At 46.7% G+C, this 13,157-nt stretch carries 12 protein-coding genes and 1 pseudogene; 8 read left to right on the forward strand and 5 right to left on the reverse strand.

From position 1 onward, the window contains the following. Nucleotides 1-14: 14 nt before the first annotated feature. The 5 genes and pseudogenes from accA (at nucleotide 15) to KW548_05485 (ending at nucleotide 4,112) form a co-directional block, all read left to right on the forward strand. Nucleotides 15-976, forward strand: a pseudogene (gene accA / locus KW548_05465) (acetyl-CoA carboxylase carboxyl transferase subunit alpha). Between the two features lie 93 nt (nucleotides 977-1,069). Continuing rightward, complete coding sequence (gene tilS / locus KW548_05470) at nucleotides 1,070-2,404, forward strand: tRNA lysidine(34) synthetase TilS (GenBank protein QXX07986.1); 1,335 nt, start codon at nucleotides 1,070-1,072, stop codon at nucleotides 2,402-2,404. A 71-nt stretch (nucleotides 2,405-2,475) separates the two neighbouring features. Continuing rightward, nucleotides 2,476-2,757 (forward strand): cytochrome c, encoded by a 282-nt coding sequence (locus KW548_05475; protein QXX07462.1) that lies wholly within the window; start codon nucleotides 2,476-2,478, stop codon nucleotides 2,755-2,757. A gap of 103 nt (nucleotides 2,758-2,860) precedes the next feature. Then, entirely contained in the window at nucleotides 2,861-3,199 is a 339-nt protein-coding gene (gene glnB / locus KW548_05480) for a nitrogen regulatory protein P-II (GenBank protein ID QXX07463.1), read from the forward strand. A gap of 70 nt (nucleotides 3,200-3,269) precedes the next feature. Then, entirely contained in the window at nucleotides 3,270-4,112 is an 843-nt protein-coding gene (locus KW548_05485) for an endonuclease/exonuclease/phosphatase family protein (protein ID QXX07987.1), read from the forward strand. On the opposite strand, the gene KW548_05490 is transcribed toward KW548_05485, so the two are convergent. The 3 genes from KW548_05490 to gloB form a co-directional block, all read right to left on the reverse strand. Next, a complete protein-coding gene (locus KW548_05490; protein ID QXX07464.1) occupies nucleotides 4,092-4,778 on the reverse strand; it encodes a DUF1282 family protein in 687 nt (228 codons plus the stop codon). The genes KW548_05485 and KW548_05490 overlap by 21 nt on opposite strands. Next, nucleotides 4,775-6,340, reverse strand: coding sequence for a LysM peptidoglycan-binding domain-containing protein (locus tag KW548_05495; protein QXX07465.1), 1,566 nt, complete (start codon nucleotides 6,338-6,340; stop codon nucleotides 4,775-4,777). Before KW548_05495 ends, KW548_05490 begins: the two co-directional genes overlap by 4 nt. 70 nt (nucleotides 6,341-6,410) lie before the next feature. Next, nucleotides 6,411-7,169, reverse strand: a complete 759-nt coding sequence (gene gloB / locus KW548_05500) for a hydroxyacylglutathione hydrolase (GenBank protein QXX07466.1) — start codon at nucleotides 7,167-7,169, stop codon at nucleotides 6,411-6,413. Nucleotides 7,170-7,208: 39 nt separating this feature from the next. On the opposite strand from gloB, the gene KW548_05505 reads away from it, so the two are divergent. Continuing rightward, the gene (locus tag KW548_05505; GenBank protein ID QXX07467.1) at nucleotides 7,209-7,937 is read left to right on the forward strand and encodes a methyltransferase domain-containing protein; all 729 of its coding nucleotides are present in this window, start codon (nucleotides 7,209-7,211) and stop codon (nucleotides 7,935-7,937) included. Nucleotides 7,938-7,944: 7 nt separating this feature from the next. On the opposite strand, the gene rnhA is transcribed toward KW548_05505, so the two are convergent. Then, nucleotides 7,945-8,409: a ribonuclease HI gene (gene rnhA / locus KW548_05510; protein QXX07468.1), complete on the reverse strand. Its 465-nt coding sequence runs from the start codon at nucleotides 8,407-8,409 to the stop codon at nucleotides 7,945-7,947. Nucleotides 8,410-8,465: 56 nt separating this feature from the next. Here rnhA and dnaQ point away from each other — a divergent pair, with 56 nt between their 5' ends. Further along, entirely contained in the window at nucleotides 8,466-9,206 is a 741-nt protein-coding gene (dnaQ, locus tag KW548_05515; protein ID QXX07469.1) for a DNA polymerase III subunit epsilon, read from the forward strand. A gap of 8 nt (nucleotides 9,207-9,214) precedes the next feature. Beyond that, a complete protein-coding gene (locus tag KW548_05520; GenBank protein ID QXX07470.1) occupies nucleotides 9,215-10,462 on the forward strand; it encodes a TIGR03503 family protein in 1,248 nt (415 codons plus the stop codon). Nucleotides 10,463-10,525: 63 nt separating this feature from the next. On the opposite strand, the gene fadE is transcribed toward KW548_05520, so the two are convergent. After that, nucleotides 10,526-12,976, reverse strand: coding sequence for an acyl-CoA dehydrogenase FadE (gene fadE, locus KW548_05525; protein QXX07471.1), 2,451 nt, complete (start codon nucleotides 12,974-12,976; stop codon nucleotides 10,526-10,528). Nucleotides 12,977-13,157: the final 181 nt, after the last annotated feature.

The raw sequence follows: 13,157 nt of genomic DNA on the forward strand, positions 1-13,157 counted from the left end.
GAAAGGATCTATAGATGAGCCTGAACTTTTTAGAATTTGAAAAGCCTATCGCAGAACTTGAAGCTAAGATTGAAGCACTTCGTAGTGTTTCTCGTCACGGTGGTGACTCTGGCGTTGATCTGGACAAAGAGATCGAACAGCTAGAAAAGAAAAGCTTAGAATTAAAGAAGAAAACCTTCAGCGATCTGGGGGCATGGGAAACCGCTCAGATGGCTCGTCACCCACTGCGCCCATACACACTAGATTACATTGAGCATGTCTTTACAGAGTTCGAAGAGTTAGCAGGGGATCGTGCTTACGCAGATGACAAAGCGATTGTTGGTGGTATGGCTCGTCTTGATGGCCGCCCCTGATGATGATCATTGGCCACCAGAAAGGTCGTGAGACGAAAGAGAAAGTAAAACGTAACTTTGGCATGCCAAAGCCGGAAGGTTACCGTAAAGCGCTTCGCTTAATGGAAACGGCTGAGCGCTTCAACATGCCTATCATCACTTTCATCGATACTGCAGGTGCGTATCCAGGAGTTGGTGCTGAAGAACGTGGCCAATCTGAAGCTATCGCGAAAAATCTGAAAGTAATGGCAGGTCTTAAAGTGCCAGTTATTTGTAACGTGGTAGGTGAAGGTGGTTCTGGTGGTGCACTGGCGATTGGCGTAGGTGACTACGTGAACATGCTGCAATACTCGACTTATTCTGTTATCTCACCTGAAGGTTGTGCTTCAATCCTTTGGCGCGATTCAGATAAAGCGCCACAAGCTGCGGAAGCGATGGGACTGATTGCTCCACGTTTGAAAGAGCTGGAACTGATCGATGAAATCATCGAAGAGCCACTAGGCGGAGCACATCGCGATCACATCCAAATGGCGGCAAATATGAAAGCGACTTTAGTCAAGCAACTAGATGAGCTACAACATTTTGACAATGATGCTCTGCTTGAACGCCGTTACCAGCGTTTAATGAGCTACGGTTACTGTTAATCATGCAAGATTAAAAACAAAGGCTGAACTTAGGTTCAGCCTTTTTTGTTATGAGTGGTAAACTAACAGCATTGAAATCTCTCTTCTTTGTGTATGAATTTATATCAGACATTTTCTTCTGTCATTGACCAACATAGGCTGCCTAGCGGTAAGTTAGTGCTAGCTTTGAGTGGTGGTCTGGATTCCAGAGTCCTGCTGTCACTAATGGCGAGATACTGCCGTGAGCATCAGCAAGAGGGACTAGCAGTACACGTCCATCATGGTTTAAGCAGTAATGCTGACGATTGGGCCGAGCAGTGTCAGCAGTGGTGCTCAGAAGATGGTATTCCTTTTAACCTCGAAAGAGTGACGCTTGAAAAAAGCGGAAAAAGCATTGAAGAAAGCGCACGAGAGGCTCGTTATCAGGCTCTAAGTCAGTATGTTTCCAAAGGAGATTTACTGCTGACAGGGCAGCATAGCGACGACCAGTTCGAGACATTCTTGCTCGCATTAAAACGTGGCAGTGGGCCTAAAGGGCTATCCGCTATGGCTCAGGCAATGCCTTTGAGTGAAGGGCTACTTGTTCGGCCATTGCTAGCAGTAAGCCGATCAGATGTAAAAGCCTATGCGGTAGCTGAGCAGTTGCAATGGGTTGAAGATGAAAGTAACCAAGACATACGATTTGATCGCAACTTTATTCGTCATCAGGTGACGCCTGTCATTACGCAGCGTTGGCCACATTTCTCTAAGGCCGTGCAACGCAGTGCCGAATTGTGTGCTGAGCAAGAGCAACTTCTTGATCAATTATTGGTTGAGCGCTTAGCACAGGTGTTACATCAAGACGGCAGCCTGTGGATTGAGCCTTTACAGAATATGACGCTATTGATGCGCGTTCGGCTGCTCAGGATGTGGCTCGACCATCATCAGGTACGCATGCCTAGCCGCGAGCAACTGAAAAAGATGTGGCAGGAAGTGGCGATCAGCCGTCAAGATGCCAATCCTGAACTGTCCATAGCAGGAGGCCAAATCCGCCGCTTTGAACGGCGCTTGTACCTGGTTGAACAGTGGCGAGAGTTGTCAGGCTGGCAGCGGGATGTCGCTATCGGTACAAGGCTGAACTTGCCAGATTTATTAGGCACCTTATTACTCCAGCCTAGTCATCATGGGCAGCTTTCACTAGCTAAACTTGAAACTGGGCCATTATCCGTTACGTTTGAGCCTCAAGGTTTGAGCGCGAAGCCTACTGATCGCAACCATAGCCGAAAATTGAAAAAATTGTTTCAGGAATATGGAGTGCCAAGTTGGTTGCGGCGCCGTGTACCCATTTTACTGTGTGGAGAGCGGGTTGCTGCTGTCGCCGATGTCTTTATTGATCATCACTTTGCAGGCCAAGACTGTGAACTTGTCTGGGACAAGCCTGTCCCATTTGTGTCAAAATTGTATACATAAAAACACACAAATAAAGTGGAATTAATAAGGAAGAGCAATGAAAAAAAATCGCGATTGGAATAGTGGTTGGAATGAGTTGGTTTGCTGGGCAAGCAATGGCTGCAGGCGATGTTGCAGCCGGAAAAACAAAAGCGGCGGTATGTGCAGCGTGTCACGGTGCAGATGGTGTCGCTGTTATTCCGGGTTACCCGAACCTAAAAGGCCAAAATGAACAGTACATCGTGACGTCAATTAATGCCTATAAAAACAAAGAGCGCAATGGTGGATTAGCTGCTGTTATGCAGGCACAAGCTGCGATGCTGAGTGACGCGGATATTGCTAATTTAGCGGCCTACTACGCGAGTCTAAAGTAAGGCATCGGCAATAGTGTTTAGCCCGAGTATCATAAGCTCGGGCTTTTTATTGCCTTTTTATCATGGGATAATGAGACAAATTGCTGAAGTTTAAGGGATGAACATGAAAAAAATCGAAGCCATTATTAAGCCATTTAAATTGGATGACGTTCGTGAAGCATTGGCGGAAGTCGGTATCACTGGTATGACGGTTTCTGAAGTGAAAGGCTTTGGTCGCCAGAAAGGGCATACAGAACTGTACCGTGGTGCAGAGTACATGGTGGATTTCTTACCTAAGGTGAAGCTTGAGATTGTTGTGACAGACGATGTGGCAGAGCAATGTGTTGATACCATTGTCGAAACGGCCCAAACCGGTAAAATTGGTGACGGTAAAATCTTTATCACAGATATTGAGCGTATTGTCCGTATTCGTACTGGTGAAGAAGACGAAGACGCAATCTAACCCGATTTTCTTAGAAGAGCCGCAAGGCTCTTTTTTTCTTCATGGTAGTGTCAAGTGAAAAAAAAAGCGCCTGTTGATCTTACCTATTGTTGTTATCGCCGTCGTGGTTGGAGGTTTCCAACTCACGTTTTCTCTTCCTGAGCAGCCTCAACTATCGACTATTTCTCCGTCAGGGGAAGATGTGTCATTGCGTTGTGCACATGCATCTAACGTGGAGTCCATTGACAACAATGGTGATATAAATCTGCTAGTTTGGAATATTTATAAGCAAAATCGCGACAATTGGTCACAAGAACTGACCAAATATTCTGAAGATAAACAGCTGGTTCTACTGCAGGAAGCCAGTATGACCGCTGAACTAAAGGAGTGGATAAAACAGCCGTTTTGGTTTGGTAACCAAGTGGACGCGTTTAAAGCGTTTGAACGCAGTGCTGGCGTACTGAATTTATCTAAGTCTCTGCCCAAGCTCGCTTGCGCTTACACTGAACTGGAACCATGGTTGCGCTTACCTAAATCTGCTATTTATGCGACTTATCCCTTGTCTGACGGTGAGTTATTGGCGGTGGTTAATATCCATGCAGTGAACTTTACCTATGGTACGGACGAGTACCAAAGGCAGCTTGGTGCGCTGGTCGCCGAGCTAAGTAAGCATCCAGGGCCGATTATCGTCGCCGGTGATTTTAATAGTTGGAGTGCAGATAGAATGGCGGTAATGAAGAATGCACTGGACAAGCTTGGTGTGCAAGAAGTGAGCTATCACCCTGATCATCGTACTCAATTTATCACCGGATTACCGCTCGATCATGTTTTTTATCGTGGGTTAGCCCTGATACAAGCAGAGGCGCCGGAATCCGACGCCTCTGACCATAATCCTCTTGAAGTCATGTTTCGTCTAGCTGATAACGATATATAGCGCCCAGATAATGTAATACGCTATCCAAGGGAGTGCTGAAATTGCTAACGCTTGACCACGTTCGAATTCCGTCCAAGTTCCGACAGCTGCATAGCCTAAAGCGATATACCAAGGTAAGAGCAGTGGGAATGAGCTCGCAAATTGCGACCACTCATTGGTCAGAGGCAGTTTTAGGAGACCATTGAGACTATTGAGATCGGCCGCATACACCATGACCTGACCATGCTTGAGCAGCAGACTAACGTAACTTGCTAGATCGCCAATGATCGCTGGAAATACGACAACAGTGCTTGCAGCAAACCAGCGCCAGAAGCCGTGTTGATGTTGGCTGGGTTTCGTCGCTAAATTGAACCAGAACGCCAACATCACAATGGTGAGAGTCCGGCCTATCACGTCACTGATGATCTCACTTGCCATCAAAGTGTTTGCCTCAAGGAGCGCCAATTGCTTCGGATTGGTTTGGGCGAGTTGAGTGGACAAGCTCTGTTTCAGCCATTCAAAATCCACAATATCAAAGTAGGCACCCCAAAAGAGAAATGGGGATAACATTAACACGATGTAGGTTTGCCAGCCCCAAGCTCCACGTTGGTATAGTGCGAGGAAGCATGCACTGGGTGAACGAAATACATCAACTAGCATCACGAGAGGGTTTGAGGAAGGCGTCATACACTTACCTTAGTTACATCGACATAGAGTTTGAGTTTCTGACCAGGCTGTAGGTATTTCTTTTTGCTTAGCCCGTTCCATTTGACGATATCTTGGGATTTCACTTTAAATTTGTTGGCGATAGCGCTGATGGTGTCACCAGCCTTTACGTTATAGAAAACGGTACGGATAATGGCGCCTTCAGAGCTGTTTTTCCAGATCACCAGCTTTTGTCCAACACGAAGTGTATCTCTTGGCCCCATGCCATTCCACTTTGCAAGAGACTGGTGAGAGACCTTGTTGGCTCGAGCAATACTCCATAAACTATCACCTGAGCGTACCGTATGAGTGAGCTTATATTGTCCACGAGACTTAGCCTGAGTTTTTGCCAGTCGGTTGGTGGCACTGAGTGTATAAGCTCGATCATCTTTAGTGGATGTTGGGATCATCAAGTGCTGCCCGACGCGGATGTTGTATCCACTCAGGTTGTTAGCGCTCTGAATGACTTTCGTTGTCGTGTTATATTGAGTGGCTAATGCGCTCAAGTTGTCACCCGATTTAACCTTATAGCGGACCACCTTCATCCCTTTCCCGCGATTTTCAGAGACCTTGGCTTTGAAAACATCAATCTTTGCAACGGGCAGTAAAAGCTGATGTGGGCCATCTGGTGCGGTTGCCCATTGGTTGTAGGCGGGGTTTAGGCTTTGCAGCTGTTTGACGCTGATGCCGGCGTAGTTTGCTGCAATGGCTAAGTCTAGTTGTTCTTTAGGATCAACGAGCTCGACAACAGGCTGGTTGGCAATCGGTGGGATATCGATGCCATATTTGTCTTTATTTGCAATGATATCAGCCAATGCGAGTAGTTTTGGCACATAACCACTGGTCTCTTTTGGAAGATCAAGAGAGAAAAAATCGGTTGGTTTACCCAATCTCGTATTTTTGTTTATCGCGCTAGAGACACGACCACCACCGCTGTTGTAGGCAGCAATTGCATGATTCCAGTTGCCTCTGAATCGTTTATTGAGAGCGCTTAGGTAATCGAGCGCTGCGTCTGTAGACGCGGCGACGTCACGCCGGCCGTCATACCAGAAGTTTTGCGTTAAACCGTAATATTTTCCTGTGCCGGGAACAAACTGCCATAGTCCAGCTGCGCTGCCGTGAGAGTATGCAAAGGCATCAAAAGAGCTTTCAACGATAGGTAGAAGTGCAAGCTCTAGCGGTAGGCCACGTTGCTCAATCTTTTCTGTGATCAGGTAAAGAAATGGCTGGGCACGTTCGGAAACCGTTTTAAGATGGTTGGGGTGTTTGAGATACCAAGTGCGGTAGTAATCGACCATCTTATCGTCAGGAATCGGGAAATCCAACTGCATTGCGATACGTTGCCAGACATCATCCTGAGACTGGGGCGTCATGATTGGTTTATAGGATTCCGACGATTCTGAAGTTTTGTCACCAGGCAGACTTGACGCTACTGCTGGTGAGTTATTGGTCTCCGTAGAGGCGGATTGATCGCTCTCTGTCTGCTGGGTAAGCTGACATCCTGTTAGTAGTAGTGCTAATACCCAGCTGTGTTTTACTCGCATTTCACAGCCCTTTTTCTATTTGGCTGCTGATAATACTTGTCTAAATATGGGGGTGACAAGTTGCAAAACGTTAAAATTCGTTCTTCCACTCACGTAATGCCGTAAAAATGGCGAGCGAGTCCGTTTGTTGAGTCCGGTTAGCCACTGAACGCATGACGCTTTGCTGATCTGTACGTAGAAAAGGGTTAATCCATTTTTCTTTGCGGATGGTGGTGGGTAGAGTCGGTCTGTTCTGTGCCCTGAGACGATTGACTTCATCACGGTATTGCTGCAGCAACTCGTTGTCTGGTTCTACCGCAAGGGCAAAAGCAACGTTGCTTGCGGTGTATTCATGAGCGCAGTAAACTTCTGTTTCGTCTGGTAATGCGACGAGTTTCCCGAGTGATGCATGCATTTGTTCCATTGTGCCTTCAAAAACGCGACCACATCCGGCTGAGAACAGAACGTCACCACAAAACAGTTTTCCATCCCCGACATAGCCGATATGCCCGCGAGTATGTCCCTCTAAACCCAAAACAAAAAATATTTCACCAAACAACTCAAGTTGGTCACCAGTCTCGACGGCGTGAGTTAATGTGGGTACTGGTTCATTGGCTGGGCCTACCACATCGACATCTGGATACTGCCTGACTAGCTCTGGGACACCGCCGATGTGATCGTTGTGGTGGTGAGTAATTAAGATCGCCTCTAAGCTTAACTCGTGCCGTTTAAGGTACTCTAGTACAGGGGTTGCCTCTCCCGGATCGACAACAGCACAACGCTGATCGCTATTTTGAATCAGCCAGATGTAATTATCATTAAATGCAGGTATGCTTTTGATATCTAACATAGTTGTGTCTCCGATTACCAAGAGTGAAGCAGGTTAATTATGAAGCCAGCACGCAGTAATAAGAAGCTTGAAAAGCCTCATTCATGGTCTCAGCTTAAAAATGGCCAATGGGTTAATGAGTCCATACAAACTCGTATCGATGAATGGTGCCCAAAACTATTTGGCTATCATATGCTTAAGCTGGGAGGGCTGAGCTGTGAGTTAACCAGCTTTAATTGTAACATTCAACACCAAGTTAACCTCGATATCCAGAACCCTTTGCACAATGTGATTGCAGATGGTTATGGCCTTCCGTTTCTTGAAAAAAGTTTTGATGCTGTTGTGATGGCGCACCAGCTGGATTATTGCAATGACCCCCATCGCATGTTGAGAGAAGTCGATCGGGTGATGATCGACGATGGGTATTTGATCATCACAGGGTTTAATCCTATCAGCCTCAGTGGTTTGGCTAGCCTGATGCCGTGGCGCAAGAATAACTTGCCTTGGAGTGGGCGTATGTTTACCCCGAATCGTATCCGCGACTGGTTGAGTGTCTTGAACTATCAGGTGATTGAGTGTGACTGCTATGCCCTGTTTCCAATGCAAAAATACCGCACAATGTGGACTTGGCTGGAAAACAATTTAGGAGATTGGGCATCTCCTATCGGCAGCCTGTACTTTATTGTTGCCCGCAAACGCACTTACCCCCTTAAACCAATCAAGCCACATTGGAAGCTAAAACGAAAATTGACGCCGATTGGCGTCAATTATAAAGTTTCGAGTAAGTGAAGCCGTTCTAACTAGGCTGATAACCCGTATCTTCGTCGGTTGGACTTTCAGCGGCAGCGCGGGCTAGCTCATCACACATCTCGTTCTCTCGGTGGCCAGCATGGCCTTTGACCCAACGCCAGTCTATTTTATGGCGACCTGTTTCTGCATCAAGTGCTTTCCACAAGTCGGCGTTTTTAACCGGTTTCTTATCGGATGTTTTCCAGTTGCGTTTTTTCCAGTTATGGATCCATTGAGTAATGCCTTGGCGAACGTACTGACTATCAGTGGTGAGTATGACGTCACAAGGTTCTTTCAAAGTTTGCAGTGCGACTATAGTGGCCATCATTTCCATACGATTGTTCGTAGTGAGGGTATAGCCTTTCGCTAATGTCTTTTCTACTTGTTTGTAGCGCAAAACAATGCCGTATCCGCCAGGACCTGGATTGCCTAAACAAGAACCATCTGTGAAAATTTCCACCTGTTTCGTCATGATTTGATACTATTGGGTTAAGCACATTATTGGCATAGTCTGACACACAATTTGTTATGAATACCAGCAACAATTCCAACCACAATCGCATCGTGGTACTCGATACCGAAACCACAGGTATGAACCGTGAAGGTGGTCCTCATTATCAAGGGCACCGTATTATCGAAATCGGTGCGGTGGAAATCATCAACCGTAAACTGACCGGACGTCATTTTCACGTTTACATCAAACCCGATCGTGAAATTCAGCCTGACGCTGTTGAAGTTCACGGTATCACTGACGAGTTTCTGGTCGACAAACCAGAGTATCAGGATGTCCATAAGGAATTTATCGAGTTTATTAAAGGCGCTGAATTAGTCGCACACAACGCGCCCTTTGATACCGGTTTTATGGATTACGAGTTTGGTATGCTCGATCCTACGATCGGTAAAACTGACGACTACTGTAAGGTGACCGATACGCTTGCCATGGCGAAGAAAATCTTCCCCGGCAAACGAAACAACCTTGACGTATTATGTGATCGCTACGGTATAGATAACTCTCACCGTACCCTCCACGGCGCTTTGCTCGATGCGGAGATACTGGCTGACGTTTATCTGTTAATGACAGGTGGCCAGACATCACTGCAATTTAACCCGGGCAGTGCAGAAGGTAATGTGGGAGGTGAATCAATAAAACGGGCTGCTGGTGGGCGAAAATCGCTAAAGGTTATCCGTGCAACGGCCGATGAACTAGAAGCACATCAAAATAGATTGGATCTGGTGGAGAAGAGCGGAAGCTGTCTCTGGCGTCAGTAGGAGAAGGAATGTTGAGGATTTGGTTTGCCCTACTGGGTTTGTTGGTCAGTACCTTAGGATACGCTGAGGAATCCTCCATGTCGCTGCTCGACAACCGTTTTCGAGTCGATCCGACCATAAAACAAATTACCTTTGTCATCTATCGTGCGGAGCGTTCTCGCCCAGTTGTTCTGGTACGCCCAGATGGTAAAAAGTACTACGCGTGGCGCAGCCCAGACAATGTCCGTTGGTATCAAGAATCGTCCATGGACATCATCTCGATTGACAAGCCTATGCCCGGCCCTTGGCAGGCAATCGGTAAAGTCACGCCTAAGAATAAAATCATTCTGATCTCCCACCTTGAACTGTCAACCGACACCATGCCGGCACGGCTATTTCAAAATGAAGAAATGAAATTTACTGCTCGTCTGACGGCAGATGGTAAACCTTTGGTGCTCAGAGACTTCCTTGAACGCGTCAAATTGATGGTGACTTTTACCAAATATGTTGAAAACGAAGAGGAGCTGATCAAGGAAGCAAGACCCATTCCATATACGATTGGTGAATTTGCTGATGATGGCCGTGGGTTGGACGAAGTGGCTGGAGATGGTGTGTTTACCGTCTCTCTGAATATATCTCCTGAACCGGGTAAATATCGCGTTCGTATTACATCAGGCAACGGTGTGTTCCTCCGTGCTCAGGAGCAGGAGGTACTGATTTACCCAACACCAGTAGAAACGACCTTTATCCAAAGTCGTGAAGAAGGCAAAGAGCATCAGTTGGTCATCTCTGGTGAACAGGGGATGATTCAACCAGGAAGTTTGGCCGCGCAAATCGAACATAAGTCGCCAGATGCCAGCGAAATTTCCGTAGCAGAGAGTGCCTCAAAAGAATCAGATAAAGTAGTACTGGCGTTCCCTTATAACGACGATATTGGTAATTATTCTTGGATGGGGAAGGTTTTTGCGACTGAAATGGGGTCTGGTCGTCCACTTGCTTTTCCAATCAAAGAACATACTTACAGTGTTCTTGAAGAGATTGACTTTGCTGAGACACGCCGATTGCAAGAAGAAGAGCGTATGATGCAACAGAAATTAGTCGAGGAAATGCGTTTGATTCAAATGCGAGAAGAGAAACGCACCCAAACCTTCATTATGATTGGAGTCGGAAATGTGGTGATGATTATTCTTGGTTTAGCGGTTTGGTTTGTGATGCGTAAGTTAGGAGCCAAGAAGGAAATGATGCCTGAAATGCAATTAGAAATGCCGAAGAAATAAGATAAATCAGACTTGCTAAAAAAGGGCTGCCAACTTGGCAGCCCTTTTTAGTCAGTGTGAACTTTACGCCACTTCATCCATCTGAGGTGTTATCTCTAGAGGCTTGGCAGCTAAGTCCTTTGGGTCAAAGTCATCCACGTTAATTGCATATAAGCGATGTTCTTCTGCTTTACGTAGCAGTTGTGCATCGGCAGAATCGATAATGCCTTTTTCTAGACCAATGTCAGCGATTAAGTCGAGACGTAGGAATGGACGTCGTTCATTGATGGCTTTGCAGACTTTCTTAAACACTGGTTCTGCTTCAAGGATGATATGCAGTGCTTCCTCAATCTTACCTGCGGGATTGAACTCGCTCGCGTGGAAGTATTGATTGCGGCCCAATCGATCACGTGTCGCTGATGGTGTTTGAAGAATCTGAGCAACTTGGCTATCAATTTTATCACTTGGTGCTTTACGCACGCGGCCAAAGGGTAAGATCATCACTCGCAGTGCTTTACCCAGCCACTTGTTCGGGAAGTTAGCAAGGAATTCATCAATTGCTTCTTCTGTCTGCTTCAAGCTGTCCTGTAATCCCCAATGAACCAGAGGAAGATCGTCGGCGATACGGCCATCACTCTCATAACGTTTGAGTGTTGCAGAGCTGAGATAAAGCTGGCTGAGAATATCCCCCAGACGCGCTGATAAGCGCTCTTTACGTTTAAGCGAACCGCCTAATACGGCCATTGAAATGTCTGACAGGAATGCAATGTTTGCACTGTAGCGGTTAAGTTGTTGGTAGTAGCGGGTAGTCGTGTCTTTGACGGGTGCAGATGAGAGTCGACCATCAGTGAGACCTAGCCAGAAGCTGCGTACCAAGTTGCTCATTGTGAAGCTGACGTGACCTGCAAGTGCAGCATCAAACTTATCTAGTGCATCAGAAGCGTCTGAATAAGCCGCATTCATTTCTTCAAGAACGTAAGGATGACAGCGGATAGCGCCTTGACCATAGATGATCATTGAACGGGTTAAGATGTTGGCCCCTTCTACAGTTACAGCAATAGGCGCACCTTGGTAGCCTCGGGCCAAGAAGTTGGAAGGTCCCATACAGATACCTTTACCGCCCACAATGTCCATTGCATCAATAATGCTTTGCTGACCGCGGTGGGTACAGTGGTATTTTACAATTGCGGAGATAACGGAAGGCTTTTCGCCCAAATCAATACCAGCGACAGTTAGGTTACTGGCTGCGTCCATGACGTACGCGTTGCCGCCTAGACGCGCTAATGGCTCTTCCACACCTTCCATCTGTCCGATTGGCTGTTTGAACTGGCGACGAATGCGTGCATATGCACCGGTAGCGAGTGCTGCCGTCTTGATACCACCTGTAGAGTTAGAAGGCAGCGTGATACCACGACCCACTGACAGACATTCAACCAGCATTCGCCAGCCTTGGCCAGCCATTTTAGGGCCACCGATGATGAAATCGAGTGGCACAAACAAGTCTTCACCACGAGTTGGACCATTCTGGAACGGAACGTTCAGAGGGAAATGGCGGTTACCAATCTCAACACCTTTAAGATGGGTAGGAATCAGAGCACAAGTGATGCCCAGTTCTTCCTGTTCACCGAGTAATCCTTCAGGGTCACGCAGTTTAAAGGCAAGGCCCAGAACCGTAGCAACGGGTGCCAAGGTAATGTAGCGCTTGTTCCAAGTTAAGCGCATCCCCAGCACTTCTTTACCTTCCCACTTGCCTTTACATACTACGCCGAAGTCAGGGATTGAACCGGCATCAGAGCCAGCTTCAGGGCTGGTTAGGGCGAAACAAGGGATTTCTTTACCCTCTGCAAGGCGGGGTAGATAGTAATCTTTTTGATCGTTAGTACCGTAATGTTGCAGCAGTTCACCTGGGCCCAAAGAGTTAGGAACCCCCACAGTAGAAGAAAGAACACCTGATACGCCAGTTAATTTCTGTAACACCAAAGATTGGGCATAAGCAGAAAACTCTAAGCCACCGTATTTCTTTTTGATGATCATGGCGAAGAATTTGTTGTCTTTAAGGTACTGCCACACTTCAGGGGGTAAGTCAGCCAGTTCATGAGTGACCTGGTAATCGTTCACCATCGCGCACACTTCGTTTACTGGGCCGTCAAGAAACGCTTGTTCCTCGGCTGTGAGCTTAGGGTTTTGAATCGCATGCAGTTTGTTCCAGTCTGGCTTGCCTTTGAAAAGCTCGGCCTCCCACCAAACGGTACCAGCATCAAGGGCTTCTTTTTCCGTTTGCGACATCGCTGGTAAGACTTTTTTAAACAAAGTCAGCGCTTTTTGACTGATCAGAGATTGGCGAATGGAAGGAATCGCAATTACCGCAGTGGCAGCGATGAAAAGAATCCAGCTGAGTGAGCCTGCAGTGCCAAATATAGAAAGCACTGCTAGTGTGGCGGTAAGAGCAGCTATCGACTTCATCAGCGAAGTACGATGATAGAGACAGATCGCCAGAACTGCAGCAAATCCGAGTATAGAGAGCAAGATGTCCATAGTTAATGTTCCTTGTTCGGCGTTTGAAATTCAGATTACGCCGTTATCTAGTAAGAGGTCCAACCAGTTAGAGTGTAATAAAAATATTAAAGAAATGTAAAACCCAAATATGTTCAAAAAGTGATCTTGGTAGGAGGTAAATTCTAAAAATGAAGAGGAGAGCTATTTTTGATGGTGCAGA

This window comes from Vibrio neptunius, assembly GCA_019339365.1.
GTDB classification, from domain to species: domain Bacteria; phylum Pseudomonadota; class Gammaproteobacteria; order Enterobacterales; family Vibrionaceae; genus Vibrio; species Vibrio neptunius.

What these genes read in the sequence shown, in the direction of transcription:
- tilS (QXX07986.1), top strand. Translation starts at nt 1,070, where the DNA reads ATGAATTTATATCAGACATTTTCTTCTGTCATTGACCAACATAGGCTG.
- KW548_05475 (QXX07462.1), top strand. Translation starts at nt 2,476, where the DNA reads ATGAGTTGGTTTGCTGGGCAAGCAATGGCTGCAGGCGATGTTGCAGCC.
- glnB (QXX07463.1), top strand. Translation starts at nt 2,861, where the DNA reads ATGAAAAAAATCGAAGCCATTATTAAGCCATTTAAATTGGATGACGTT.
- KW548_05490 (QXX07464.1), bottom strand. Translation starts at nt 4,778, where the DNA reads ATGACGCCTTCCTCAAACCCTCTCGTGATGCTAGTTGATGTATTTCGT.
- KW548_05495 (QXX07465.1), bottom strand. Translation starts at nt 6,340, where the DNA reads ATGCGAGTAAAACACAGCTGGGTATTAGCACTACTACTAACAGGATGT.
- gloB (QXX07466.1), bottom strand. Translation starts at nt 7,169, where the DNA reads ATGTTAGATATCAAAAGCATACCTGCATTTAATGATAATTACATCTGG.
- KW548_05505 (QXX07467.1), top strand. Translation starts at nt 7,209, where the DNA reads ATGAAGCCAGCACGCAGTAATAAGAAGCTTGAAAAGCCTCATTCATGG.
- rnhA (QXX07468.1), bottom strand. Translation starts at nt 8,409, where the DNA reads ATGACGAAACAGGTGGAAATTTTCACAGATGGTTCTTGTTTAGGCAAT.
- dnaQ (QXX07469.1), top strand. Translation starts at nt 8,466, where the DNA reads ATGAATACCAGCAACAATTCCAACCACAATCGCATCGTGGTACTCGAT.
- KW548_05520 (QXX07470.1), top strand. Translation starts at nt 9,215, where the DNA reads ATGTTGAGGATTTGGTTTGCCCTACTGGGTTTGTTGGTCAGTACCTTA.
- fadE (QXX07471.1), bottom strand. Translation starts at nt 12,976, where the DNA reads ATGGACATCTTGCTCTCTATACTCGGATTTGCTGCAGTTCTGGCGATC.